22 protein-coding genes and 3 pseudogenes are annotated in these 24,844 nt (G+C 64.2%); 24 read left to right on the top strand and 1 reads right to left on the bottom strand.

Translation table 11 applies throughout. The annotated features are described in order from the left end of the window. Positions 1 to 378: 378 nt before the first annotated feature. The 17 genes and pseudogenes from SLQ33_RS33470 to SLQ33_RS33390 all read left to right on the top strand — a co-directional run bounded on the left by SLQ33_RS33470 (position 379) and on the right by SLQ33_RS33390 (position 16,477). A complete protein-coding gene (locus SLQ33_RS33470) occupies positions 379 to 921 on the top strand; it encodes a flavin reductase family protein (protein WP_319458239.1) in 543 nt (180 codons plus the stop codon). Positions 922 to 1,017: 96 nt separating this feature from the next. Then, complete coding sequence (locus tag SLQ33_RS33465; RefSeq protein ID WP_319458238.1) at positions 1,018 to 2,355, top strand: hypothetical protein; 1,338 nt, start codon at positions 1,018 to 1,020, stop codon at positions 2,353 to 2,355. Between the two features lie 293 nt (positions 2,356 to 2,648). Further along, positions 2,649 to 3,281: a TetR/AcrR family transcriptional regulator gene (locus tag SLQ33_RS33460; protein ID WP_319458237.1), complete on the top strand. Its 633-nt coding sequence runs from the start codon at positions 2,649 to 2,651 to the stop codon at positions 3,279 to 3,281. A 306-nt stretch (positions 3,282 to 3,587) separates the two neighbouring features. Then, positions 3,588 to 3,719 carry a hypothetical protein gene (locus SLQ33_RS33455; protein ID WP_319458236.1) on the top strand — a complete coding sequence of 44 codons (132 nt, stop codon included), beginning with the start codon at positions 3,588 to 3,590 and terminating at the stop codon, positions 3,717 to 3,719. Between the two features lie 134 nt (positions 3,720 to 3,853). Continuing rightward, positions 3,854 to 4,564 carry an MlaE family ABC transporter permease gene (locus SLQ33_RS33450; protein ID WP_413467782.1) on the top strand — a complete coding sequence of 237 codons (711 nt, stop codon included), beginning with the start codon at positions 3,854 to 3,856 and terminating at the stop codon, positions 4,562 to 4,564. Between the two features lie 47 nt (positions 4,565 to 4,611). After that, positions 4,612 to 5,418 carry an ABC transporter permease gene (locus tag SLQ33_RS33445; protein ID WP_319458241.1) on the top strand — a complete coding sequence of 269 codons (807 nt, stop codon included), beginning with the start codon at positions 4,612 to 4,614 and terminating at the stop codon, positions 5,416 to 5,418. A 4-nt stretch (positions 5,419 to 5,422) separates the two neighbouring features. After that, positions 5,423 to 6,829, top strand: coding sequence for an MCE family protein (locus SLQ33_RS33440; RefSeq protein ID WP_319458235.1), 1,407 nt, complete (start codon positions 5,423 to 5,425; stop codon positions 6,827 to 6,829). A gap of 59 nt (positions 6,830 to 6,888) precedes the next feature. After that, positions 6,889 to 7,917, top strand: coding sequence for an MCE family protein (locus SLQ33_RS33435; RefSeq protein WP_319458234.1), 1,029 nt, complete (start codon positions 6,889 to 6,891; stop codon positions 7,915 to 7,917). Further along, a complete protein-coding gene (locus SLQ33_RS33430) occupies positions 7,914 to 9,281 on the top strand; it encodes an MCE family protein (protein ID WP_319458233.1) in 1,368 nt (455 codons plus the stop codon). The genes SLQ33_RS33435 and SLQ33_RS33430 overlap by 4 nt, the downstream gene beginning before the upstream one ends. After that, positions 9,278 to 10,630, top strand: coding sequence for an MCE family protein (locus tag SLQ33_RS33425; protein ID WP_319458232.1), 1,353 nt, complete (start codon positions 9,278 to 9,280; stop codon positions 10,628 to 10,630). The genes SLQ33_RS33430 and SLQ33_RS33425 overlap by 4 nt, the downstream gene beginning before the upstream one ends. Continuing rightward, a complete protein-coding gene (locus tag SLQ33_RS33420; RefSeq protein ID WP_413467780.1) occupies positions 10,627 to 11,763 on the top strand; it encodes an MCE family protein in 1,137 nt (378 codons plus the stop codon). The genes SLQ33_RS33425 and SLQ33_RS33420 overlap by 4 nt, the downstream gene beginning before the upstream one ends. A 1-nt stretch (position 11,764) precedes the next feature. Continuing rightward, the gene (locus tag SLQ33_RS33415; RefSeq protein WP_319458231.1) at positions 11,765 to 13,222 is read left to right on the top strand and encodes an MlaD family protein; all 1,458 of its coding nucleotides are present in this window, start codon (positions 11,765 to 11,767) and stop codon (positions 13,220 to 13,222) included. Positions 13,223 to 13,225: 3 nt separating this feature from the next. Then, positions 13,226 to 13,807, top strand: a complete 582-nt coding sequence (locus SLQ33_RS33410; RefSeq protein WP_319458230.1) for a mammalian cell entry protein — start codon at positions 13,226 to 13,228, stop codon at positions 13,805 to 13,807. Beyond that, complete coding sequence (locus SLQ33_RS33405) at positions 13,804 to 14,472, top strand: hypothetical protein (protein ID WP_319458229.1); 669 nt, start codon at positions 13,804 to 13,806, stop codon at positions 14,470 to 14,472. The genes SLQ33_RS33410 and SLQ33_RS33405 overlap by 4 nt, the downstream gene beginning before the upstream one ends. Then, a pseudogene (locus SLQ33_RS33400) lies at positions 14,469 to 14,827 on the top strand (DUF732 domain-containing protein). The gene SLQ33_RS33405 and the pseudogene SLQ33_RS33400 overlap by 4 nt, the downstream one beginning before the upstream one ends. Before the next feature lie 74 nt (positions 14,828 to 14,901). Further along, positions 14,902 to 15,532, top strand: a pseudogene (locus SLQ33_RS33395) (CAP domain-containing protein). 45 nt (positions 15,533 to 15,577) lie between these two features. Then, the gene (locus tag SLQ33_RS33390) at positions 15,578 to 16,477 is read left to right on the top strand and encodes an alpha/beta hydrolase family protein (protein ID WP_319458228.1); all 900 of its coding nucleotides are present in this window, start codon (positions 15,578 to 15,580) and stop codon (positions 16,475 to 16,477) included. 7 nt (positions 16,478 to 16,484) lie between these two features. Here the strand turns inward: SLQ33_RS33390 and SLQ33_RS33385 are convergent, their stop codons facing one another. Further along, complete coding sequence (locus SLQ33_RS33385) at positions 16,485 to 17,702, bottom strand: NAD(P)/FAD-dependent oxidoreductase (protein ID WP_319458227.1); 1,218 nt, start codon at positions 17,700 to 17,702, stop codon at positions 16,485 to 16,487. A 185-nt stretch (positions 17,703 to 17,887) separates the two neighbouring features. Here SLQ33_RS33385 and SLQ33_RS33695 point away from each other — a divergent pair, with 185 nt between their 5' ends. From SLQ33_RS33695 to SLQ33_RS33690, 7 genes and pseudogenes are all read left to right on the top strand, one after another. After that, positions 17,888 to 18,223, top strand: a complete 336-nt coding sequence (locus SLQ33_RS33695) for a DUF6907 domain-containing protein (RefSeq protein WP_413467781.1) — start codon at positions 17,888 to 17,890, stop codon at positions 18,221 to 18,223. A 257-nt stretch (positions 18,224 to 18,480) separates the two neighbouring features. Continuing rightward, entirely contained in the window at positions 18,481 to 19,686 is a 1,206-nt protein-coding gene (locus SLQ33_RS33380) for an acyl-CoA dehydrogenase family protein (protein ID WP_319458226.1), read from the top strand. A 66-nt stretch (positions 19,687 to 19,752) separates the two neighbouring features. Beyond that, positions 19,753 to 20,754, top strand: coding sequence for an amidohydrolase family protein (locus SLQ33_RS33375; protein ID WP_319458225.1), 1,002 nt, complete (start codon positions 19,753 to 19,755; stop codon positions 20,752 to 20,754). Positions 20,755 to 20,759: 5 nt separating this feature from the next. After that, on the top strand, positions 20,760 to 22,154 hold the full coding sequence (locus SLQ33_RS33370) for a hypothetical protein (protein WP_319458224.1): 1,395 nt from the start codon (positions 20,760 to 20,762) through the stop codon (positions 22,152 to 22,154). 566 nt (positions 22,155 to 22,720) lie between these two features. Continuing rightward, positions 22,721 to 24,097 (top strand): aromatic ring-hydroxylating oxygenase subunit alpha, encoded by a 1,377-nt coding sequence (locus tag SLQ33_RS33365; RefSeq protein ID WP_319458223.1) that lies wholly within the window; start codon positions 22,721 to 22,723, stop codon positions 24,095 to 24,097. A gap of 33 nt (positions 24,098 to 24,130) precedes the next feature. Then, the gene (locus SLQ33_RS33360) at positions 24,131 to 24,676 is read left to right on the top strand and encodes an aromatic-ring-hydroxylating dioxygenase subunit beta (protein ID WP_319458222.1); all 546 of its coding nucleotides are present in this window, start codon (positions 24,131 to 24,133) and stop codon (positions 24,674 to 24,676) included. Positions 24,677 to 24,734: 58 nt separating this feature from the next. Beyond that, positions 24,735 to 24,844 (top strand): annotated as a pseudogene (locus SLQ33_RS33690) (glyoxalase); the annotation flags it as partial.

The raw sequence follows: 24,844 nt of genomic DNA, 5'->3' as shown, positions 1-24,844 counted from the left end.
GTCGATGACGACGACGAGTGGGTGGTCACCTACATGGACGCCTCCAGCATGTGGGGTCACCGACCGGTCAATGCCCTACCGCCGGGATGTTCCGAGCCCGTCGATGCCGAAGCTCCCGTCATAGCGGCCAACGTCGGCTAGTCAAAGGGATTTCGCGCCGTGCCGGGCCGCTCGCGTCCAAGACGGCCAACGCAGGAAGGTGTGCAAGAGGCATGTGGCTGACAACGACGATCGCGAAACGTCGAGGTGCCAAGGACGTCGTTCGGGTGGATGCCAAGCATCCGCGAGAGACACACTCGCACCTGGATTTCGGTGACATTGCGTTCCATCACCTGCCGGTTGCTGCGGACAGAGGCACGGACTCGTCGAGGAGATCCGATGGATTCGCGTAGCGGGTATCCAGATCCTTCGCTCGGTCAGGAGCCGAAGCCGACGGTCGTCGAGCCCGACGTGTTGCGTACTGTCATGGGGCATTTCGCCACCGGTGTCGCGATCGTGACCGGATCCGATCGTGGCGAGCCCGTCGGAATGACGGTGCAGTCACTGGTGAGCGTGTCGCTGAATCCACCGCTCTTGCTGTTCTGCCCGAGTAGCGCATCCGCCTCGTGGCCACGGATTGCCAGTGGGGAAGTGTTCGCGATCAACATCCTCCGTTCTTCGCAACGGGACGTGTGCGCATCCTTCGCCAAGTCCGGCGGGGACAAGTTCGGGGGCGTGCGATGGCGAAGCGGAGCCGGTGGTGCGCCATTGCTCGACGATGCCCTTGCCTATGCGGAGTGCGTCCTGCACGCGGTCCACGACGCGGGAGACCATCGCGTCGTGCTGGGGCGCGTGCTCAACATCGCCAGCCACGAGACGGCTCACGCCGCCACGCCCCTCGTCTTCTACCGAGGTGCCTTCGCATCGCTGGTACCGACATGAGAGTCCCGTTCTAGGGCAGGCGGAGACTTTGCCATTCGTCAGCCGCCGACCGACGGCAACATCGCCGCAGCACATTCGTAAGAAATGGAGTATTCGATGACCAGTCTCGAGACAAAGATGCAGAAGGCCGGTGGTCCCGTCCCGATGTTGCGCGACGCGCCAGTGGGGGCCTATCCGTTCCCCATTCGCTCGGAATACACGAACTGGCGCGACGAACAAGAGTCGTGGCGTCGGACGGCGGCCCTCATGGACTCGTCGTTCCACATGACCGACTTCTACTTCAAGGGGCCGGACGTCAAGAAACTCCTGTCGGATACGGGCGTCAACAGTTTCGCGAAGTTCGGACCGAACAAGGCGAAGCAATTCGTTGCGCTGAACTATGACGGGTATGTAATTGCCGACGCGATCCTGACGTGTCTTGACGAAGACGAGGTCGTCCTCGTGGGACGTGCCGCCGCGCCGAACTGGGTGGCGTACCACGCGGAGACCGGCGGCTATGACGTCGAGGTCGGGCGCGATTACCAGTCCGCCCTAGGCAACAACGAACGCAAGCTGTTCCGTTACCAACTCCAAGGCCCCAACGCATACCAGATCGCCGAGAAGGTCAACGGCGGGCCGCTCGAGCCGATTCAGTTCTTCGGCATCGGCGAAGTCACCATCGCCGGTGTCCGTGTGCGCGCCCACGCCCACTCGATGTCGCGCGAAGTCGGCTTCGAATTCTCCGGCCCTGCCGCGGACGGTCCGGCCGTGAAGGAGGCCCTGATCACGGCGGGCGAGGAGTTCGGGCTGCGGTTGATAGGCGCGCGTGCCTACCCGTCCATGTGCATCGAGTCCGGTTGGATTCCGAGTCCGACTCCTGCGATCTATAGCGGAGAGCAGATGAAGCCCTACCGCGAGTGGCTCAGCGCATCGACATGGGAGGCGAACGCTTCCCTGGGGGGAAGCTTCTACTCCGACGACATCGAGGATTACTACCAGACGGTTTGGGACCTAGGTCTTGAGCGGCTGGTGAAGTTCGACCACGAGTTCATCGGCCGCTCGGCGGTTGAGGCGATGTGGGACCGGCCGCACCGTCGGAAGGTCTGGCTGCGGTGGAACGACGAAGACGCCGCCCGGATTCTGGCTGAAAGCCTCTTCAACGACGGTGACCGTGCGAAGTACCCCGACCTTCCCGTCTCGAACTACTCGACTCTATCCTTCGATCGTGTCCATCTGGACGGCCGGCTGATAGGCCTGTCGACTACGAGCGGCTACTCGGCGAACCTGCGGGGCTGGTCCTCGCTGGCGATGGTGGATGAGTCCGCGGTAAGTGACGGCGTCGAGGTTAACATCGCTTGGGGCGAGGAGCACGGGGGTTCGGCCAAGCCAACGGTCGAGCGCCATGTGCAGGCCAAGTTGCGTGCGACGATGAGCACGACGCCGCTCGTTACTTGAGCACACGGTTCTGACGCCACGTGGGCAGTCCGCCTACGCGGCACCGCATTCTGGGAGTGTCAGGTCACCGGCGGAGTCGTCGGGGTCGGGTTCCACCGGGTGGAACGGTGCGCTCGAAGCGCTGTGATTGGGACCACAAGATAGGGGAGCGGTCGGTTGCCCTGCCGTCGGCGCGGATCCCCACGAAAGGGGCGGGCTGGTCTTGGACCTGGACGATGACACGACGGTGAGTGGCGATGCCACCGTGGTGGTGTCCGTGTGCGCGGCGCCGCTCAGATGCCGCTGGCCGCAAGGTGATTGACATAGCGGCCGCGCCGTGGTCGCCGCGAGAGGCCGAGCTCCTCGAGGTGACGTTGCGGCTGTTGCAGCAAGGAGGCTATGACGGGTTGACGGTGGATGCCGTGGCTTCCACCGCGCGAGCCAGCAAGGCCACCGTGTATCGGCGGTGGCCGACGAAGGCCGAATTGGTGTTGGCCGCGTTCATCGAGAGCATCCGGCAGGTGGCCGTCGCGCCCGAAACCGGTACGCTCCGTGGCGATTTGCTCCAGTTCGGACACGCGGTGTGTGATCAGGCGCGTGCGCATGCCGGCACCGTCCGGGCGGTGCTGGTCGAGGTATCGCGCAACCCCGCACTAGACGACGTGATGCAGCACCAATTCCTCGATCAACGGAAGGTCCTGATCGATCACATCCTGGGGCAGGCCGTCGATCGCGGTGAGATCGATGCCGCCGCGATCACGGACGACCTCTGGGACGTGCTTCCTGGATACCTCATCTTCCGGTCCATCTTGTCGGCTCGGCCTCCCACCCGCGGCACGGTACGAGCTCTCGTCGACGACGTGATGATCCCCAGCCTCATCCGACGCTCCGGCCGCCGTCGACCGCCATCTGGCAGCGCGACACGTGGCCCTCGCCGACACGGATGACACGAGCGTCGACTTGCCGAAAAAGGGCGTGGTGCGGCCGCGACGAGACCTGCTGCCATGCCGAACCGCGGCCGAGCGAACCGAGCGTCACGACAGTTGGTTTCCTGTGAAAACTGGCCACGGGATCGGGTTCCACGAGGTGGAACAGTTCACTCGCTGAGATGTGTCCTGGGCCACAAGATCTACGTCGCACCGCCGGTGTGCAGCCCAGGCGAACGTCAGCCCAAGACTCCGTGCCTCGGTGACCAGTCGATCGGTCAACACATGGGTTTCACCGCTAACAGGCGCCGGATCTAGGAGGACTTCATGGCCAGCGCAATGACGAACCTGCAGGACCACGTTGCGCTGGAACGAGGCCGACTCGACCACGGCATCCTCGGCGACGGGGAGCACCTCGAGCCGGGGCTGCGGAATACCGACTGCCGAGCGGGCCGGTGAGCGACGTCGTGATGGTGGATACGGCCGGTAACGAGCCGCCGCCATCGGTAGCGCCGGACGAAGAGCGGCAGTCGGTGCCGTGGTCGGAGGCCGCGCCGCTGAAGCCGCTACGCGCTGTTGGCGGGCTTGCCGCAATGGCGCTGGACATTCTGGTCACGATGTTCACGTCGCGGCTGGCGTGGCGTGAGTTCCTCGAGCAGACGCTGTTCATGGCCCGTGTGTCGTTTCTTCCGGCCTTGATGTTGTCGGTTCCCTACGTGGTGTTGTCGGTCTTCATCATCAACGTGCTGTTCGTCGAGTTCGGCGCTGCCGACTTTTCTGGCGCTGGCGCTGCCCTTGCTGCGGTCAACCAGATTGGGCCGATCGTCACGATCGTGGTCGTCGCCGGTGCTGGCGCGTCGGCGATGTGCGCCGATCTAGGGGCACGCACCATCCGCGAAGAGATCGATGCGTTGCGTGTGATGGGCATCGATCCGGTTCAAGCCCTTCTGGTGCCCCGCGTGCTGGCGGCCACCGTGGTTTCGCTGTTGCTGTCATCGTTGGTGACGCTCACCGGGCTCGTCGGCGGCTTCTTGTTCTCGGTGTTCTTTCAGCACGTCACTGCCGGGGCATTCGTGGCTGGTATGACGCTGGTCACCGGGCTAGGCGATGTATTCGTGTCGATGGTCAAGGCGACCCTGTTCGGCATGTCGGCGGGACTGATCGCCTGTTATCAGGGCACGTCGGTGAGCCGTGGTCCGGCCGGAGTCGGCAACGCCGTCAACGAAACGGTGGTGTTCTCCTTTGTCTTGCTGTACATCCTCAATGTCATCGTCACTGCGGTCGGATTCGAGGTAATGAAGTGAGCGCGAGTCTTGTTGTGGTGCAGAGATTTCCACGCGTGGCCAACTACATGCGAGGCGTCAGATCCCGCTGGAGGCACATCGGCGATCAGACGCGGTTCTACGGTCAAACGCTGCGTTCGGTCGTCGACGTGTTCGTCCACTATCGGGCTGAGCTCTTCCGCCAGATCGCGATGATGAGCCTTGGGACTGGGGCGCTCGCGATGATCGGTGGAACGGTCGCAGTGGTCTCGTTCCTCAACGTGTCGACTGGCGCCATCATCGCTGCCCAGGGTTACAACCAGTTGTCCCAAGTCGGGGTGGAAGCCCTCACTGGCTTCGCCTCGGCGTACCTCACCACGCGGCTGATCAGCCTGGCCACCGCGGTCATCGCGTTCTCGGCAACACTAGGCGCCGGTGCCACCGCGCAGATCGGCGCCATGCGGATCAACGAGGAGATCGACGCCCTGGAAGTGATGGGGATCCGGCCCATCGCCTACCTGGCCTCGACCCGGGTGGTGGCCGGAGTGATCGTCGTCGTTCCGCTCTACACGGTGGCATTGCTGCTGAGCTACCTCGCCGCACGGTTCGGCACCACGGCCCTCTACGGCCAGTCCGTCGGTGTCTACGACCACTACTTCCGCACCTTCCTGGTGCCGGCAGACGTGATCAGATCAGTCATCACCGTCCTAGTTCTGGCGGTAGTGGTGATGCTGGTTCACACCTACTACGGATTCAATGCGACCGGCGGCCCAGCGGGTGTCGGGGCAGCTGTCGGGCGCGCCACCCGCGCCGCCCTCGTCGTCGCCGCATTCGTCATCTTGCTCGTCACTCTGGCGCTCTACGGCCAGACCGGTCACTTCGATTTCGCGGGGTAGCGGCGTGCCCGCCAAGAGCTCCAGACCAGCAGGATCGCACCGGATCCCATCCGAGTGGCTGGCCGCCCTGTTGGTCGTCATCATCGTCGTTGGTGCGGCGTTGAGCCTGGGCGCCTACAACCAATCCTTCACACCGACGATGCCGGTGACGTTGTTCTCCGACCGGTCCGGATTGGTCATGGAGCCCAACGCCAAAGTGAAGATGCGCGGCGTCGAGGTGGGCCGGGTCGCCACGGTTTCCGGCGGCACCGACGCGGTCAGCCTTCGGCTCGACATCGATCCCAGCCAAACCAAGTACATCCCGGCCAACGTGGAAGCCCGCATCGACGCCACATCGCTGTTTGGGGCCAAGTTCGTCGAGCTGGTCTCCCCGAGCAACCCGTCCCCTCAGCGGCTTGCCGCCGGGGCCCAGCTGCGATCACAGAACGTGGCCATCGAGGTCAATACCGTGTTCCAAAACCTGGTCGAACTGATCAAACAGGTCGATCCGTCCAAGCTCAACGCGGTGCTTACGGCGTTGGCCGACGGGGTTCGCGGTCAGGGCGAGCGCATCGGTGAATCCATCACCGACACCAACGACGTTCTGCTGGCCTTGAATTCGCGCACCGACACGATGCGCGAGGACTGGCGCGCGCTCAAAGGCGTTGGCGACACCTACGGTGCCGCCGCGCAGCACATCATCGACACCCTCTCGGCGGCCAGCACCACTAGCGCGACCGTGACCGCGCAAGCCAAGCAGTTGGATGCGTTGCTAGTGAGCATCGTTGGGCTCTCGCGCAGCGGCATCGGTGTGTTGGGCCCCAGCAAGGACAACTTGGTACGTGCGGTCAATCTGCTCGAGCCCACGACGAACCTGTTGATGAAGTACAACCCTGAACTGACCTGTCTACTCGTCGGCGCCGACAAGGCCTTGGAAAACTACGCTCCTACGGTCGGCGGGGCCGACGGCAAGTCGGTGATCATGGATGCCTCGCTGATGCTCGGCGACGATCCATACAGGTATCCGGACAATCTGCCAATCGTCGCCGCCAAGGGCGGTCCAGGCGGCAAACCGGGTTGTGGTTCCCTGCCCGACGTGTCCAAGAACTGGCCGGTGCGGTACCTGGTGACCGACACCGGTTTCGGCACGGGAATGGATGTTCGGCCGAATCCGGGCATCGGATTCCCCGGCTGGGCCAACTACTTCCCGGTCACCCGGGCGGTGCCCGAGCCCCCGAGTATCCGATACCCGGGCGGGCCGGCTCCCGGTCCGATTCCCTACCCAGGTGCCCCGCCGTACGGCGGGGCGCAGTACGGGCCGGACGGAACCCCGCTATACCCGGGCGTCCCCCCGCCCCCGTCCCTACCCGCCGATGGGGGACCGACCCCCGCCGGAGCGGATGCTGGGGCCGCAGCCCCGCCGCCGCCGTGACGCCGTCGGCACGGATCGCACCCACATCAGTAACTCCAACAGCGGAGAGGTGAACTACATTGCGGCACAATCTATTCGGGACGCTGTGGCGCCTCGCGGCGTTCCTCTCCGTGTGCCTATTGGGTGCGTTCGCACTCATCGCCGTGTTTGCGCAGCTGCGGTTCCAAGAGGCCACGACCTACAACGCCGAATTCACCAACGTGAGCGGCCTCAAAGCCGGCAACTTCGTGCGCATCGCCGGCGTGGAGGTCGGCAAGGTCAAGTCCATCAAGATCAAGGACGACGCCACCGCGCTGGTGAGTTTCAGCGCCGACGACTCGGTGATCATCACCGAGGGCACCAAGGCAGTGGTCCGCTATGACGACCTGATCGGGGGCCGCTACCTGGCGTTGCAGGAAGGCGCGGGCGGTACCACCAAACTGTCTGCCGGGGAGACGATCCCGCTTGATCGCACCGCGCCGGCGCTCGATCTCGACGCGTTGATCGGAGGTTTCCGACCGCTCTTTCGTGCCCTGGATCCCGGGCAGGTCAACGCGCTCAGTGGGCAGCTGGTTGCCGCCTTTCAAGGTCAGGGTCCGACCGTGGGGTCCATTCTGACCCAAACCGCAGCCCTAACCAACACGCTCGCCGACAGAGATGCGCTGATCGGGCAGGTCGTCGTCAATCTCAACACGGTGTTGGGGTCGCTCGGCGATCACAGCGACAAATTCGGCACCGCAATCGACTCGCTCTCAGAGCTGGTGCACGGACTCGAAGGCCGCAAACAAGACATCACCAACGCGGTGGCCTATTCGAATGAGGCCGCCGGCTCGATTGCCGACTTGCTGGAGCAAGCACGTCCGCCACTGCAGAAGACCGTGACCGAGACCGATCGCACCGCGGGCAACGTACTAGCCGATCACGACTACTTCGACAACTTGCTCAAGACACTGCCCGAGGCCTACCGGGCGCTGGGCCGCCAAGCCCTCAACGGCGACTTCTTCAGCTTCTACATGTGCGACTTGGTGCTCAAACTCAACGGAAAAGGTGGTCAACCGGTGTACGTCAAGATGGCCGGCCAGGACACGGGTCGGTGCACCCCGCGATGAAACCCTTCCGGGAACGTAACCCCGTCATCGTCGGCGCCATCGCCGTGGTCGTGGTCGCCGTGCTCACGCTGGGCGCGCTGAACTACAACAGGCTCCCTTTCTCGTTCGGCAGCACAACCTATTCGGCGTACTTCGACGAGATCGGCGGGCTGACGATCGACGCTCCCGTTCAGGTGTCGGGCTCTCAAACCGGACAGGTGAAGAGCCTCGAACTCGACGAGCACGGAGTCCTGGTGACCTTCACGGTGGCCGACGACATCCGCCTGGGTGAGCGCACAGAGGCAGCGATCAAGACGAACGGGCTGCTCGGCAACAAAGTCCTCGAAATCACTCCACGCGGCGACGGCCACGTAGCGGGCACGATCCCACTGGAACGCACGACCTCGCCATATCAGCTGCCCGATGCGGTAGGCGACCTCACCGCAACCATCAGCGGTCTCAACACCGATCAGCTATCCCAGGCGCTGCAAACACTTTCGCAGACCTTGCAGGATACCCCGCCGCAGCTGAAGGTGGCCGTAGACGGTGTCGCGCGGTTCTCCGAAACCCTCAACCAACGCGACGCAAAGCTACGCCAGCTGCTGTCCAATGCCCGTACGGCGACCACCGTGTTGGCCGAGCGCACCGACAAGATCGTCGGGCTGATCCACGATACGAATGCGGTGCTGGCGGCATTGCGCAGCCAAAGCGATGCACTGGACCAGATCTCGATGAACATCTCGTCGCTAGCTCAGCAGCTCCGCGGGTTCATCGGCGGGAATCGGGCCACCCTCAAACCGGCATTGGACAAACTCAACGGCGTCCTAGCGACCATCGACAACCGCAAAACCGAAGTCCAACAATCGATTAAAGGGCTGAACAGCTACGCGATGTCGCTGGGTGAATCATTGTCGTCGGGACCGTTCTTCAAGGCCTACGTCGCGAATCTGCTGCCGGGCCAATTCATCCAGCCGTTCGTCGATGCCGCGTTCTCCGACCTCGGTCTGGATCCCCATGTACTGCTGCCCTCGCAGCGCACCGACCCGCAAACCGGCCAGCCGGGCACACCGGCGCTGCCGGTACCCTATCCGCGCACCGGGCAAGGCGGCGAACCGAATATGACGTTGCCCGACGCCATCACCGGCAAGCCTGGCGATCAGGGATGCGGCCCGCCCGGCTTGGCGTTGCCCGGCCCTACCGGCTGCTACCCGTACCGTGAGCCGCTACCAGCGCCGCCTCCAGGCGGGCCGCCGCCCGGCCCACCTGCACTGCTGCCCGGCCAGACGGCACCGGAACAGCCCACTCCCACTCCGGTGTTCGTGCCCGCACCCGGCGAACCCGGCCCGGCACCCACACAACCTCCTGCGTCAGAGACAGGCCAATGAGTCGATCACGCACGCTACGTCTAGGCCTGGCAGCGGTGTTGGTCGCCGTCACCGCGGCCGCAGCGGTCCTGGTGGTCCACGCGACCCGTGGGATCAGTCGCACGCACGCTGTCGCCTACTTCGATAACAGCAACGGCGTGTTCGTCGGCGACGACGTCCGCATCAGGGGCGTCAACGTCGGCAAGATCGACACGATCGAACCTCAACCCGACCAGGTGAAGATCACCTTCTGGTTCGATGACCAGTTCAAGGTGCCCGCCGATGTCAAGGCGGTGATCCTGTCCCCAACGCTGGTCACCGCGCGAGCGATCCAGTTGACCCCCGCCTACCACGACGGCCCGACGCTGCAAGACAACGCCGTCATCCCGCATGACCGCACCGCGGTACCCGTGGAGTGGGACGACTTCCGTGACCAACTCCAAAAGCTCAGCACCATGTTGGCGCCCACCGAAACCGGTGGTGTCAGCACCCTGGGTTCCCTGGTCAACACCACTGCCGACAATCTGCGCGGTCGGGGACCAAGTATCCGCGACGCGATCATCAAGCTGTCGCAGGCGGTTTCGGCGCTCGGCGATCACAGCGCCGACACGTTCACCTCGGTGAAGAACCTGGCGACCCTGGTATCTGCGCTACAGGACAGCACCGTGCTGATACGCCAGCTCAACCAGAACCTCGCCGCGGTCACCGGGTTATTGGCGAACGATCCGAGTGAGGTGGCCAACGCCGTCAAGGACTTCAACGACGTGATCGGCGACGTAAAGGACTTCGTCGCCGAGAACCGCGAAACGTTCGCCACCACAACGGACAAGCTGACCTCGGTGTCTCAAACCCTGACCGAGAGCCTCGACGACATCAAGCAGGCGCTGCACGTCCTGCCGACAACGGCGACGAACGCGCTCAACGCCTATCAGCCCGCGCAGGGCACGTTGAGCGGGGCGCTGGCGGTGAACAACTTCAGCAATCCGATCAACTTCCTGTGCGGAGCGATCCAGGCCGCGTCCCGTGCGGGGGCAGAGCAGTCGGCAAAACTGTGTGTGCAGTATCTGGCGCCCATCGTCAAGAACCGCCAATACAACACTCTGCCGCTTGGCGAAAATCTCTTCGTGGGGACGGCGGCACGGCCCAACGAAATCACCTACAGCGAGGACTGGATGCGACCCGATTACGTTCCTGCGCAGCCCGTCCCGGCCGCTGGAGCACCCCCGGCCGCTGACACTCCGGCGCCGCTGCCTGCCGAAGCGCCACTAGCCGATGTTGCGGCAACGCCCGCTACGGGGTCGCCGACGCAACAAACCGATCCCGCTGCCGGGTTGCCGGGGCTGATGGTGCCGCCCGGGGCAGGGGCATGATGAGAAGCCGCCGTCAAGCCAGTGCGGTCGTCATGGTCGTGGTCGTAGCCAGCTGGCTGTCAGGGTGCGGATGGCGCGGATTGAACACGTTGCCGCTGCCGGGTACCCAGGGCCACGGCGCTGGATCCTTTTCGATCCAGGCACAAATGCCCGACGTCAACAACATCCAGCAGAATTCGCGGGTCCGCGTCGGCGATGTCACCGTCGGTTCCGTCACCAAGATCGAACGGCAAGGCTGGCATGCGCTACTGACGATGACACTCAACGGTGACGTACGCCTACCCGCCAATTCGACTGCAACAGTGGGCCAGACCAGCCTGTTGGGATCGTTGCACATCGAACTCGCACCGCCGCCGGATGCGGCCCCGGAGAGCGCATTGCATGAAGGATCCTTGATCCCGCTGTCATCCGGGGGCGCCTATCCGTCTACCGAGCAGACGCTGGCCGCTGCCTCGTTACTGCTCAACGGCGGCGGACTGGGGCAGGTCCAAGACATCACCAAGGCACTCTCGACCGCGTTTGGCGGGCGTGAGAACGACCTTCGTAGTCTGATGAGCCAGCTCGACACATTCATCTCTCGGGTCAACGATCAAACCGACGACATCATCGCGGCCTCAGACAGCCTCAACAATCTCGTCGGGCAGTTCGCCGCGCAAAAGCCCGTCTTGGACAAGGCGCTTGACACGATCCCCGACGCGTTGGCGGTACTCAACGGCGAGCGTGACAACCTCGTCGAAGCACTCGACCAACTCGGCAGATTCAACGCCCTGGCGGCCGACTCGGTCAATCAGACCAAGCAGGCGATCGTCCAGGAGCTCAAGGATCTTGGACCCGTGCTGGAATCACTGGCCAACGCCGGCCGATCGCTGACCCGATCGCTGGGCCTGTTCAGCACCTATCCGTTCGCGAAGGACACGCTGCTGAACTGGTTCCGCGGCGACTACGCCAACGTGACGCTCGTCGTCGACATGACGCTGAGCCGGCTGGATTCGGGGTTGTTGACCGGCACCCGTTTCGAGGGCGATCTGACCGAACTGGAAATGGAATGGGGACGCACGGTCGGGGTGCTGCCAAGCCCATACACCGCAGGTAACCCGCTACTCGCGCCATACCACTTCGACCAGGGGCCCTAAGATGCACCTCACTAAGCGAATCCAGCTGCAACTGGCGATGTTTGGCGTGATCACCCTCGTCGCGGGTGGGATCATGTGCCTCGGCCTCCTTGGCCTGCCGAATCTGCTGTTCGGCGTCGGGTACTACCGAGTGACCGTCGACCTGCCCGAGACTGGCGGGCTGTATGAGAACGGGAACGTCACCTACCGCGGCACCGAGGTGGGCCGGGTCAAGGACGTGCACTTGACCCCTACGGGCGTCGAGGCGCTGCTGTCCCTCAAGTCGGGCATCGACATCCCAGCCGACGTAGACGCGCAGGTGCACAGCCAAACCGCCATCGGCGAACAGTTCATCGAGCTCGTTCCGCGCAGCGCAAATGGTCCGGCGCTGAAGAACGGCGACGTGATAGCACGGGACCGCGCCACGGTGCCGCCCAACATCAACACACTGCTGAGCGCCACCAATGCCGGCTTGCAGGCCATCCCGCACGACAACCTGAGCACCGCGATCAACGAGGCGTACACCGCCGTCGGCGGTTTGGGGCCCGAACTCGCGAGGCTGGTCAAGGGCACCACGAGCCTGGCCGCCGACGCCCGCAACAATCTGGACGCGCTGACCACCGTGATCGATCAGTCCAAACCAATCCTGGACACCCAGATCGACACCTCCGACTCGATCCAGGCCTGGGCCGCCCATACCGCCCAAATCACCAATGAGCTTCAGGCCCAGGACTCCTCGATCAAGGGTCTACTGGAAAAAGGTCCCGGGGCGGCCGACGAAGTGCGCCAGCTGCTTGATCGGCTGCAGCCCACCCTGCCCGTGCTGGCGGCCAACCTGGTCAGCATCGGGCAGGTCGCAATCACCTATCAACCCAACATCGAACAGCTGCTGGTGCTGCTCCCACCAGCGGTGGAAATGATCCAGGGCGCCACGTTGGCCAACGGCAATACCAAACAGGCCTACAAGGGCCTGTATCTGTCGTTCAACCTCAACCTCAACCTGCCCCCGCCATGCACCACCGGGTACCTCCCGCCCAATCAGGTGCGCTCAACCAGTGAAGTGGACTACCCAGACAGGACCCCCGGCGACATGTATTGCCGTGTCCCCCAAGACTCGCAGCTCGCCGTCCGCGGCGCCCGCAATCTGCCGTGCGAGACCCGTCCTGGCAAGCGGGCCCCGACAGTCAAGATGTGCGAGAGCGACGAAAACTATGTGCCACTCAACGACGGCTACAACTGGAAGGGCGATTCGAACGCCACGCTGTACGGCCAGGCCATTCCCCAACTGCCCCCCGGAACGCCGCCCGCGGCCAACCCCTCGCCACCCGGGCCGCCTCCGCTGGCCGCCGCCACGTACGACCCGGCCACCGGCAGCTACATCGGCCCCGACGGGCGTCAGTACACGCAGGCGAATTTGGCAGGCGATGCTCGTCAAGATCGAACCTGGCAGGACATGCTGCTTCCGCCGAAGGGAAACTGAATCTTGACTGTCGACAGTGACATCGCCCCGAACGACACCTCAGCAGATGACCTCGAGGCCGACGAATACCCTGAAGCCGACCAGCGCCGGCCCCAAGTTCGGATGTCGCTGCCCGGCCAGTCGCTCGTCGTCGGTCTGCCGATCGTCGCAGTGCTCGTCGCGCTCGCCGGCTGGCTCGGGTGGCGCGTCCACGAGTCTCATCAGGTCGCCCAGCAGCGCGAGCTATTCCTGCAAGTCGGTCGCCAAGGCGCACTGAACCTCACCACCATCGACTGGCATCATCCCGACGCCGACGTTCAGCGAATCCTGAGCGCGGCCACCGGCACGTTCTACGACGTCTTCTCCAAACGGTCACAACCGTTCATCGACGTGGTCAAGCAAGCACAGTCGACGACCGCGGGCACCATCACCCTCGCGGGTCTTGAATCGGCATCTGACACTCAAGCGCAGGTACTGGTCGCGGTCAGCGTCAGTGTCTCCAACGCCGGTGCGCCGGAACAGAACCCGCGAGCGTGGCGAATGCGGATCTCGGTCCAGAAAGTGGGCCACGACGTGAAGGTGTCAAACGTGGAGTTCGTACCATGACCAATCGCCAAGGGCCTGGAGCCGCGGTCTTGGGCGATCCCGCGTCGACCACCTCCGATGATGAACGCGACCCCGCAACGGCGGGAGCGGACGCGAAGACCCTACCGGACAACGACATTGAGGCCGCCGGCGACGACGAGCAACCCGATGCCGCCGACGCGTCGACGCCACCCCCACGGCGATCCAAGCTCGTGCGCGCATTCAGCTTCGGTGTCGTACCGTTCGCGGCGCTGGCAGTCGCGCTCGGGGCCGCGTATCTGAAATACGAGGACTCGACCACCAGGGCGGCCGACAGCGCTGGTGTCGAATCCGTCCAAGCCGCCAAGGAAAGCACGATCGCGATGCTCTCCTACACACCCGACACCGCGCAGGCCAGCCTCACTGCCGCCCGTGACCGGCTGACGGGGACGTTTCGTGATTCCTACACGTCATTGACCGACGACGTAGTAATCCCTGGCGCAAGGGAAAAGAAGATCTCAGCCACCGCCACCGTGGCTGCGGCCGCCTCGGTGTCGGCGAGCGCCGACCACGCCGTGGTCGTCGTTTTCGTGAATCAGGCCGTAATCATGGGAAACGACGCGCCGACACAGACTGCGTCGGTCGTTCAAGTCACTCTCGACAAGGTCGGAAACCGTTGGCTCATTGCCGGATTCGACCCGAAATGAAGGGCACCTCCACGGCTGCGGTGCTGACGACAGTCGGAACTCTGGTCGCAATGTCGGTGGCGGGCGGCCCGGCCGCACCTGCCGACACGGTGGCCTACGTGGTCAACGTGACCGTTCGGCCTGGCTACCACTTCGCCAACGCTGACGAGGCCCTCCGTTACGGGCGCGGGATTTGCGACAAGGTCGCCGCCAGGGATGCATTCGCACGGATCATCGACGACCTAAAGGCCGATTTCGAACCACCGACGACTATCAGGCGTCCTACTTGATCACACAGGCGGTCAACGAACTTTGCCCAGCCCTGATCTGGCGGCTGAGGAACTCAGCGGCGAACTCCCGGGCGCCGGCGTCATGAAACCGGCGCCGTCACGCCGTTGCTGCCCGACAGGCACGCTGTCATCGAAACCCGTTGGAGCCCAAAGAATGAGCATGAGCGCAACGATCCAACCGACGAGCCCATCTAGTCGGCTCGGTGCGGCAGTGGGCACGCTGCTCGTGCTTGGCGTCGCCGCGGGTCTCGGCACACCACACGCGAACGCCGACAATCACCGCCTCAACGGCAGCGTCGTCTCCAACGTCTACACCCTGCAGCGACAAGCCGGTTGCACCGGAGATCTGAGGGTCAGTCCACAGCTGCAACTGGCCGCGCAGTGGCACGCCCTCGACGTGCTCAACGACCGCGCGCTCGGCGGCGACATCGGCAGCGACGGCTCGACTCCCCAGGACCGTGCGAAGGCCGCCGGCTACGCGGGCACGGTGGCCGAGACGGTCGCCATCAATCCCGCGCTGGCCATCAGTGGGATCGAGCTCATCAACCAGTGGTACTACAACCCGGGCTATTTGGCCATCATGCAGAACTGCGTCTACACCCAGATCGGGGTGTGGTCGGAAAACAGCATGGATCGCACGGTCGTCGTCGCGGTCTATGGATCGAAAGGAAGGTGATCGGATGGACCCCAGCCCGGACTACGACGTAAGCGACGAATTGGAGTACGGCATCAACTGGTTTGCCTGGATCCTGCGCGGTGTCTACCCGCCTCCGGCGTACCCCCCGGTCTAGTGCCCACGTAACGAGCGACTGATCACCGACGGTAGGGAGTTTCCGATGCGAAACGTGCGCACCCGTGGTGGCGTTCAGTTCCTGCGGCTAGCCCTGGTCGCAGTGCTTGGGCTGTGCCTATGGACGGCGGTGCAGGCCAAGGCAGAAGCGTTCGAGTACTTGATGGTGCCCTCGGCGGCGATGGCCCGCGACATCCCCGTGGCCTTCATCGACGGGGGACCACATGCGGTGTATCTGCTGGACGCGTTCAATGCCGGCGACGCCGTCAGCAATTGGATGACGGCGGGCAACGCGATGAACACCCTTGCGGGAAGAGGGATCTCGGTGGTTACGCCGGCCGGCGGGGCGTACAGTCTCTACACCGACTGGGAGCAGGACGGTAGCCGCCAATGGGAGACCTTCCTATCCTCCGAGCTGCCCAACTGGTTAGCGACCGAAAAGGGTTTGGCGCCTGGTGGCCACGCGATCGTCGGCGCATCGCAGGGGGGCACCGGCGCCCTGATGATGGCCGCCTTCCATCCCGATCGGTTCAGGTACGCAGCATCGATGTCTGGCTTCCTCACCCCGTCCAACACCACCCTCAACGGTGCGATCACCGCGGGCATGATGCAGTACGGCGGCGCCGACACCCGCAACATGTGGGGCCTGCCTCAGCTGGGCCGGTGGAAGTGGCACGATCCCGACGTTCACGTCCAGATCTTCGTGCAAAACGACACTCGCCTATGGGTTTACAGCCCCCAAACCTTCACGTCCGCTGATGCTGCCGCGATGATCGGTTACGCCGATCGAGCTCAAGGCAGCAGCCGCGTGTTCTACGCCGCCTACCGGGCCGCGGGAGGCCGCAACGGCCATTTCGACTTTCCCGTTGCCGGCGACCATGGTTGGTCGACCTGGGGGCCGCAACTGCAAGCCATGTCGGCCGATCTCGTCGCCTCGATCAAGTAGCCGCCGGTCAGGCGGTGATCTTGCGCAGATCGGTTCCCGGGTCGCGCAGCGCCTCGGGGCTCACGGCGGCCCGCCGTTCGATGAGCCCGATGGCAGCGCGCACGTCGCGCGGCCGGTTGATCGCTAGTGCGGCGCGCAGGATCCCGGCGCGGACGAAGAAAACGCTGAAGGCAAGGCCTTCGACGTCGCCACGCCACACGAGCTCATCGCCTGACTGCGGATGACCGGCCATTTGAAGGTTCAAATCATACTGGTCGGACCAGAACCAGGGCACTTCCGCATAGGGTTCACGGCGCCCCAGCATGGACCGGGCGGCAGCGATACCTTGATTCTGGGCATTCTGCCAGCTCTCAAGCCGGACCCGTTCGCCGACAAGCGGATTGGGGTGGTTGGCGACGTCGCCGGCGGCGTACAGGCCGTCCAGTGAAGTGGCACAGAACTCGTCGACCAGGATTCCGTTGCCGACGCGGGCGCCGGCCTGCTCGGCAAGCTCGACCGCCGGGTTGATACCGATGCCGACCACTACTACGTCGCTCTCGATCACGTCGCCGTCGGTGGTGACCACGTGGTGCACCCGCTCGTCCCCGACGATCCGCCGTACACCCGTACGAAGGCGCAGCTCCACCCCGCGATCCCGGTGCACGGAGGCGAAGATCCGCCCGAGCGACGGCCCAAGCACCCGCTGCAGCGGGAGCTCGGCGATTTCGAGGATGGTCACGTGGCAGCCGAGTGCATGCGCCGAGGCGGCCACCTCCGCACCCACGAACCCGGCTCCCACTACGGTCACCCGAGCACCCGGGACGAGCTCGCCACGCAGTACCAGCGCATCGTCGAGCGAGCGCAGGTAGTGCACCCCGTCGAGGTCGTGCCCCTCCACGTCGAGTCGGCGCGCCTGTCCGCCCGTGCACAACAGCACCTTGTCCGCCTTGATCCGCTCCCCGTCTTCGGTTTCGACGGCCTGCTCGGCGGTCAGCAGTCGGCGTACCCGCACGCCGAGCCGGACGTCGATGTCCTGATCGGTCCACGACTGCGAGTCGGCGATCTGCAGATCGGCCGGAACTTGCTTGCCCAACAACAGGTCTTTGCTCAACGGCGGCCGCTCGTAGGGCAGGTGTGGTTCGGCGCCAACGAGGACCACTCTTCCGGTGAAACCCTCTTGGCGCAGCGCCTGCGCCGCCCTGCCCCCGGCAAGGTTCGCCCCGACGATCACGAAAGATTCTTGCACCACGCCCACTTTCAGTCACCTGCGTGAAGTTCTCAGTCTGCGCGGCCCAGTCCCCATGCATGCGAATCGGGTTCCATTCCCCGGCACACGGCCTGTCCCGTGGCGCCAACATGATGGCAGCGTGAGAGAAGGACCCGGGCCGGGACGACCCGCCTGGGTAGGTGAGCTGACTCGTGAGGTGGGCGATGCGCGAAGACCATGCCGCGGTTGCCGAATCAACCTGCCCGACATGGTGCGTCGAGGAGGGCGTGGCCTGTCAGGATCCGCTGTGGCACGTCAGTGAGAGTCACGTGCTCGAACTCGTGTGTCCGGGGGAACCGCGGTGTCGGGAATCGGTGGAGGTTCGGGCGGCGCAGTACCTTGCCGATGACTCGGACCGAGCGACGTGGGTGCCGACGGTCGAACTCGCCCATCACGTGGGAAATCGGTATCGCGTCATCCACTTGAGTCCGGCTGATGCACGACAGCTTGCGGAGTTGCTATCGCGGGCCGCGGATCAACTCGATGGTCCGATTTCGTAGCTGCGCTGGTGTGATTGGGCGGCCCCTCCGCGACGGCCGGTCATGCCGCCGAGTCGTCGGGATCGGGTTCCGCGGTGTGGAACGGTGCGCTCGCTGACGTGTGACCGGAACAACAGGATGGTAAAGCTACCGCCGCAAGTTGGCCGCCCAGGAGAACGCGCCAGCTCGTGAGCCGGCTGAGTTGCCGGTCGATGGGCAGCACCTGGGCATCAGCGCACGCACGGACCGGACCAACGAAGCGCGTCAAGGAGGACATCATGGCCGTCGCGGTCGAGAAGTTGCAGGACAGCAGCAGCGACATCAAAACCGAAATCCTCGAGGAGATACGCGCACTCGTCCCACGCATTCGCGATCTCGCTAGCGAAAGCGAGCGCGCGCGGTGGCTCGCGCCGGAGATCCTAGAGACGGTCGGCGCTACCAGTGTGTGGCGCACGGTCGTGCCGAAACAGTTCGGCGGCTTCGATCTCCCGCTCGAAGACCAGTGCGAGATAGTGAGCGAGTTGGCGCGGGCCGACGGTTCACTCGGCTGGGTCGCGGGGTTGTGGCTCGCGAACACTTGGATCGGCCAGCTCATCCCCGACGACGGCCAGCGAGAGATCTTCAGCGGTGGCGACGTACGGATCTCGGGAGCCTTGACTCCGACCGGCACCATTGTTCCGACCGACGGCGGCTACATCCTCAACGGCAATTGGAAGTGGAACACCGGCGTTCGCGGCTCAGTGTTCGACGCCGTCGCCTCGCGACTCGAGCACTCGGACGGGCCGCCGGACGTGTACTACGTCTTCGCGCGGACGTCCGAGCTGTCACTTGCCGACGACTGGGACGCCTTTGGCGCGATGGCCACCGGAAGTAGCACAACGACCGCAAAGGACGTCTTCGTTCCGGCTCATCGGGTGATCAAGATCAACGACGCACTCGCCGGCACGACGGGTGACCGCTCGAACGCCGGCGTTGGTGAGCAGCGGAACTACGGATTCTTCGCTTACGTGTCCGTCCAACAAGTCTCGGTGTTCATCGGAATGGCCCGCGCCGCACTCGAGCTGTTTCTTCAGCGACTTCCCGGTCGGAGCATCACCTATACGCCGTGGAAGGACCAGAGCGCGTCGCCTGTCACGCACATTCAGGTGGCCTCGGCCGCCAACAAGATCGCGGCAGCCGATGCGCTCCAACGAGAGTGCATCCAGCTCCTCCAGCGCCGCGCCGATTTTGGCGAGCAGCCCAGCGTCGAAGAGAAGGCTGAATTGCGTGGACGAAGCGCCTATGCCATCGAACTCGCGCGCGAGGCGGTGAGCATCCTCTACACCGCGAGCGGAGCGTCGGTCATCATGCGGGACATCCCTTTCCAGCGCGTCTACCGCGACATACAGGCCTTGAGCAACCACGCCGCTGTGCTGCTCACCTCGAACCTCGAGGTGCACGGCCGCGTGTTGGTCGGGCTGGACCCGGCCACGCCATTTCTCTGACACCACGGGGTCGCTGGAACGTGGGCGTCGCGACCGCAGTCTGCCGCCAATCGAGCAGGAGAACACATGAGAAACGGACACCGCGTCATCACCCTCGAGGAACACTTCGCGACGGCCGACTATCGACAGGGCGACGGGGGCGCACTGCTTCCACAGGTCGCCGCGATGTTCGCGGACCGCATCGATGACATCGAGCAGTACCGGCTCCCCGAGATGGATCGATCGGGCATAGACGTCCAGGTGCTCTCCCTGACCGGGCCTGGCGTACAACAGGAAACGGATGCCGAGCTAGCGATCGAGCGCGCGCGACGCAGCAATGACGCGCTCGCGAAGGTCGTCGAGGCGTATCCCGCGCGGTTCCGCGCCTTCGCGGCGCTTCCCACGCAGGATCCCCTGGCGGCCGCGCGCGAGCTCGAACGCTGTGTCACCGAACTCGGCTTCGTCGGCGCGCTCGTGAACGGTCACACCAACGGCGTCTATCTGGACGACGCCCGCTATGAGCCGCTGTGGGCGACCCTCACTCGGATCGGAGTTCCGCTGTACTTGCATCCTGTCTTTCCAGCCGTGATGCCAGCGGTTCTCGAGGGCTACCCGGAGATGTCCGCTGCGGCGTGGGGATGGGGTTTCGAGACCGCATCGCATGCTCTGCGCCTTGTGCTGTCGGGGCTCTTCGACCGACACCCAACTGCCACACTGATACTCGGCCACATGGGCGAAGGCCTGCCGTTTGCGCTGGGCCGGCTCGACGATCGATGGTCGATCATGCGCCACACCGTCGAGCTCGACGAGCTTCCGTCGTGCTACGTCCGGAGAAACCTGTTCGTCACGACCGCAGGCGTGGAGTCGCACGCGCCGTTGGCGTGCGCCATCTCTGAGTTGGGCGCCGAACGCGTCCTCTTCTCCGTCGACTACCCGTACCAGTCGATTGACACTTCCGCTGAATTCATGGCGACCGCACCCATCGCGGAACACGAACGCGCACTGATCTTCGGCCAGAACGCAGAGTCGCTTCTGGCCCTCGACTCCGTTCAGATGCGACCCGCGGCACGGATCGCCGAAAATAGATGATGACCGTGACGAAGAAGTCCCTCCAAGACGTTCTGGATCACACACCAAACATCGTCGACTACCTCTACAACGAGACGCCGGGACCCCACGGTCGACAGAATGCGGCGCTCTCACCCGTACCGGCGCAACACACGAACTGGCGTGACGAGCAACGCGCCTGGCGCGAAACCGCCGCCCTGTTCGACCAGAGCCATCACATGCCCGAGCTCTTCCTGCGCGGCAAGGACGCACGGCGGCTGTTGTCGGATGTCGGCGTGAACAGTCTCCAAAATCTCAGGCCAGGGATCGCCAAGCAGTTCGTGGGTTGCAACCCGCGGGGACAGATCATCGGAGACTGCGTCTTGCACGACCTCGGCGACGAAACCTTCGAATTGATCAGCGGGAAGACCCTTCTCAACTGGGTGCAATTTCAGGCCGAGACCGGCTGCTACGACGTGAGCGTCGAGCGCGACGAAAACACGTCTGACAATGTCAGTGGGACGCGCCGCAGCTTTCGCTTCGGCATGGACGGCCCAAATGCCGGAGAGATCTTCCGCAGAGTCATTCACGGCCCAGCGCCGGACCTGCCGTTCTTCCACACTGCGCGAGTCCGGATCGGCGCGACCGAGGTGCTGGCGCTGCGGCACGGCATGGCTGGCCATCAGGGCGTCGAGTTGTCGGGACCCTACGAGTGTGGGCCTGCCGTACGAGACGCGCTCATGGCCGCGGGTGCCGAGTTCGGACTCCGGCAAGGCGGAACTCGCGCCTACTACAGCTCGGGCTACGAGAGCGGGTGGATCGGTTATCCGCTGCCGGCCATCTACACGGGCGAGTACCTGCGCGCCTTCCGAGAATGGTTGCCGGCGGACGGATGGGAGGCCAAGTACCAACTCGGCGGAAGCTTTTACTCGCCCGACGTCGAGGACTACTACGTCACGCCCTATGACCTAGGCTACGACCGCATCGTCAAGTTCGATCACGACTTCATCGGCCGCGCGGCTCTAGAGCCCATTGCGGAGGCGCCTCCGCGCCGCAAGGTGACGCTCGTCTGGAACAAGGACGACGTGACCGCGATCTTCCGGTCGCTGCTCGAGCCGGGGCTCCCGTACCGCTACCTGGACCTACCCCTCTCCGACTACTCATTCCCGCAGCGCGACGAGGTCCAAGGCGCGGACGGCGGGTGTATCGGGCAATCCACGCTGTGCGGCTACAGCTTCAACGAGCGCGACATCCTCTCGCTCGCCTTCGTCGAGCGGCGCTACGCCGAGCCCGGTACCGAAGTCGCCCTAATCTGGGGCGAACCGAACGGCGGCTCCCGCAAAGCCGGCGTCGAGCGCCACCGCCAACTGAAGGTTCGCGTGACGGTGGCACCCAACCCGTACCCAAGGTCGGTCCAGGACATGCAACGCGCGTCGCTGTGACGGCCAAGTAGGAGCGCACCTCATCGGCTGGAACGAATCACTCGTCGCGGACAGCGCCGGATGGCTGCCATCGGCGTTGCCGGACTTCCGTTGAGCTGTAGTCCCGTACCTCGACGGTGCGTTGCGCTCGACCGACCTCAGAGGTCAGCCGAATGACCCACTACGGCAACACCATTCGTCGTGTTCGTTGACGGGTGAGGATATTGGGGGCTGCTCAGTGGGGCCACCGTCATGGGCGCGTGACGGTGCTGGTCCCCGTCTGGCATCCAGTGCGCGTGGGATTCCCAGCGCCGTCGCTCACCAGCACCACGGCGATGGCAAGACCAGCGATCGACGGTGGCTTCTGTCGGGTATGGCCGAGTCGAGGGGTCGGGTTCCACGGGGTGGAACGGTGTGCTCGCAGCGATGCTTCCAACGAGCAGACAATCGAGGTGTTGCGGGCCAATTGCCCTGCTGTAACCCCAAATTGCAGCGCGGGTGAAGGTCAGCCGCAAACCAGCATGCCGCCCATCGCTCGGTCGCAGGTGGGCATGACGCCGTGGGAACTGGAACGTAAGGAGGACATCATGGCCATCGCGGTCGAGAAGCTGCAGGAGTTGGTTTCGCTGGAGCGGGGTGAGCTCGATCGGAGCATCTTCAGGGACTCGGAGATCTTCGAGCAGGAGATGCAGATGATCTTCGCGCGGAGTTGGCTGTTCTTGTGTCACGAGTCGCAGATCCGCAAGAAGGGGGACTTCTTCGAGGCCCCGATGGGGCGCGACAACGTGTTGGTCGTGCGTCAGAAGGACGGCAGTATCAAGGCGCTGCTGAATACCTGTCTGCATCGCGGGAATGCGGTGTGTCGGGCCGAGGAGGGCAACGCCCGTAACTTCATGTGCACCTATCACGGGTGGACCTATGACATTTCGGGTGATTTGGTCGGGGTGCCGGGGCTTGCCGAGCTGTATCACAACGACCTGGACACTGCCGCCAACGGGTTGCGTGAGGTGGCTCAGTTGGACACGTTCATGGGTTTCGTGTTCGCCACCGCTGATCCCGAGGCGCCGCCGCTGCACGAATTCCTCGGCCGGACCGGTCGACTCGCCTTGGCCATGATCGCAGCCCAAGGCGATATGGAGATCATCCCCGGCGTCCAGAAGTTCGTCATCCCGTGCAACTGGAAGTTCCCCGGTGACAACGTCTTTGATTTCTATCACCCACAGGTCACCCACGTATCGGCGTTTCGCAGCGGCATCCTGCCGCCGCTGCCGGACCCGACGGCGCGCGGTCGCAAAGTGGGAATGTCGGGCGTGGCGGCACCCGATGGTTCAGATCTTGAACTGTTCGACGAGAGCATGGGTGACCACATCGTGTTCATCGACCAGTTTGGCCATGGCGTATCGGGGCAGACGGCGGATTCGTTGGGGGACATGGGCGGGCTCCTCGACAACTCCTGGCGAGCGGACTCCGCACCGGAGGCGGAGCAGTTCGGAAGGGTTGGGAGGCAGTCGTACGGCCACGGGAACATCTTCCCCACCTGCTCGGTCTTGCCCTGGATCCTGCAGATTGGACTGCGGGTGCCGCGTGGGCCACAGGAAACCGAGATCTGGTGGTTCGCCTTCGTCAAGAAGGACGCCAGCCCCGAGCGGAAGGCCCTCATGGCGCGGCGGGCCATCATCACCTTCGGGCCGGGCGGGTTGGCCGAGCAGGATGACGGCGAGAACTGGACTCAATCCACCAAGCAGACCCATGGCGAGACGAGCAGCAAGATTCCACAGCTGCTGCTGATGGATCTGGGTCACGGCAAGGTCGTACAGGACGACGACTCCCTTGACCCGCCCTACATCCACACCAGCATCAACGAGCACGGTCAACGGTGGACCTATCACGCATGGAAGCACTGGATGTCCGGCGTCGGCTGGAACGAGCTGCGCGAACTCACCACCCCGCCCGACGTGCTCTGACCACCGTACCCACTCGAGAACAGGACGAAGACTATGACCATCGATACAGACATCGAAGTCGGGGCCGACCGGCTCGCCGAAGTGCTGCGGCAGTTCGAGGTGGAGCGCTTCTACACCGACGAAGCGACGCTGCTCGACGCCCACCAGTACGAGCAGTGGGTGCAGTTGTTCACTGACGACACCCACTACTTCATGCCGCTCCGCCGGACTCGCCTGCGGCGCGAGCTGGACAAGGAATTCACCAAACCCGGCGAGATGGCGTTCTTCGACGACGACAAGCGGATCCTGCTCGGCCGGGTGGCCAAGCTGATGACGGGCTCGGCGTGGGCGGAGGATCCGCCTTCGCGGACAAGGCATCTCGTCACGAATGTGCGCGTGGTGGACGATCGTGGTGGGGAGTTGGAGGTGCACTCCAACTTCGTGCTTTACCGCACCCGCCTCAAATCCGAGGAGACGACGTGGATCGGGTCGCGTCGTGACCTGCTCCGGCGCCACAACGGCTCGTTCCTGATCGCCCGACGCCACATCTTCCTCGAACAAACCGTGCTGCTGTCGGCAAACCTCAGCAACTTCTTCTGACCCATTGCTTTGATGGCGCCGCGAGAAGCGGAGTCGTCCCCAACATCGAGGAGTTACCTTGAAGATCACTTCGCTTGGTTATTTGCGGGTGGAGTCACCAGATGCCAACGAGTGGACCAGTTTTGGTCCAGAGGTATTGGGTTTGGCGTTGTCGGAGGACCCGCTGCA

It is taken from the genome of Mycobacterium sp. RTGN6 (assembly GCF_033804605.1).
GTDB lineage: Bacteria > Actinomycetota > Actinomycetes > Mycobacteriales > Mycobacteriaceae > Mycobacterium.
Note: the sequence above shows the minus strand (reverse complement) of the source record. Positions and strands in the feature narration are given on the sequence as shown.

Excerpts from the sequence above, each read along its gene's own strand:
- SLQ33_RS33420 (WP_413467780.1), top strand. The coding sequence starts at position 10,627 with ATGATGAGAAGCCGCCGTCAAGCCAGTGCGGTCGTCATGGTCGTGGTC.
- SLQ33_RS33430 (WP_319458233.1), top strand. The coding sequence starts at position 7,914 with ATGAAACCCTTCCGGGAACGTAACCCCGTCATCGTCGGCGCCATCGCC.
- SLQ33_RS33450 (WP_413467782.1), top strand. The coding sequence starts at position 3,854 with ATGGCGCTGGACATTCTGGTCACGATGTTCACGTCGCGGCTGGCGTGG.
- SLQ33_RS33425 (WP_319458232.1), top strand. The coding sequence starts at position 9,278 with ATGAGTCGATCACGCACGCTACGTCTAGGCCTGGCAGCGGTGTTGGTC.
- SLQ33_RS33695 (WP_413467781.1), top strand. The coding sequence starts at position 17,888 with ATGCGCGAAGACCATGCCGCGGTTGCCGAATCAACCTGCCCGACATGG.
- SLQ33_RS33470 (WP_319458239.1), top strand. The coding sequence starts at position 379 with ATGGATTCGCGTAGCGGGTATCCAGATCCTTCGCTCGGTCAGGAGCCG.
- SLQ33_RS33390 (WP_319458228.1), top strand. The coding sequence starts at position 15,578 with ATGCGAAACGTGCGCACCCGTGGTGGCGTTCAGTTCCTGCGGCTAGCC.
- SLQ33_RS33375 (WP_319458225.1), top strand. The coding sequence starts at position 19,753 with ATGAGAAACGGACACCGCGTCATCACCCTCGAGGAACACTTCGCGACG.
- SLQ33_RS33445 (WP_319458241.1), top strand. The coding sequence starts at position 4,612 with ATGCGAGGCGTCAGATCCCGCTGGAGGCACATCGGCGATCAGACGCGG.
- SLQ33_RS33405 (WP_319458229.1), top strand. The coding sequence starts at position 13,804 with ATGACCAATCGCCAAGGGCCTGGAGCCGCGGTCTTGGGCGATCCCGCG.
- SLQ33_RS33380 (WP_319458226.1), top strand. The coding sequence starts at position 18,481 with ATGGCCGTCGCGGTCGAGAAGTTGCAGGACAGCAGCAGCGACATCAAA.
- SLQ33_RS33455 (WP_319458236.1), top strand. The coding sequence starts at position 3,588 with ATGGCCAGCGCAATGACGAACCTGCAGGACCACGTTGCGCTGGAACGA.
- SLQ33_RS33365 (WP_319458223.1), top strand. The coding sequence starts at position 22,721 with ATGGCCATCGCGGTCGAGAAGCTGCAGGAGTTGGTTTCGCTGGAGCGG.
- SLQ33_RS33360 (WP_319458222.1), top strand. The coding sequence starts at position 24,131 with ATGACCATCGATACAGACATCGAAGTCGGGGCCGACCGGCTCGCCGAA.
- SLQ33_RS33415 (WP_319458231.1), top strand. The coding sequence starts at position 11,765 with ATGCACCTCACTAAGCGAATCCAGCTGCAACTGGCGATGTTTGGCGTG.
- SLQ33_RS33465 (WP_319458238.1), top strand. The coding sequence starts at position 1,018 with ATGACCAGTCTCGAGACAAAGATGCAGAAGGCCGGTGGTCCCGTCCCG.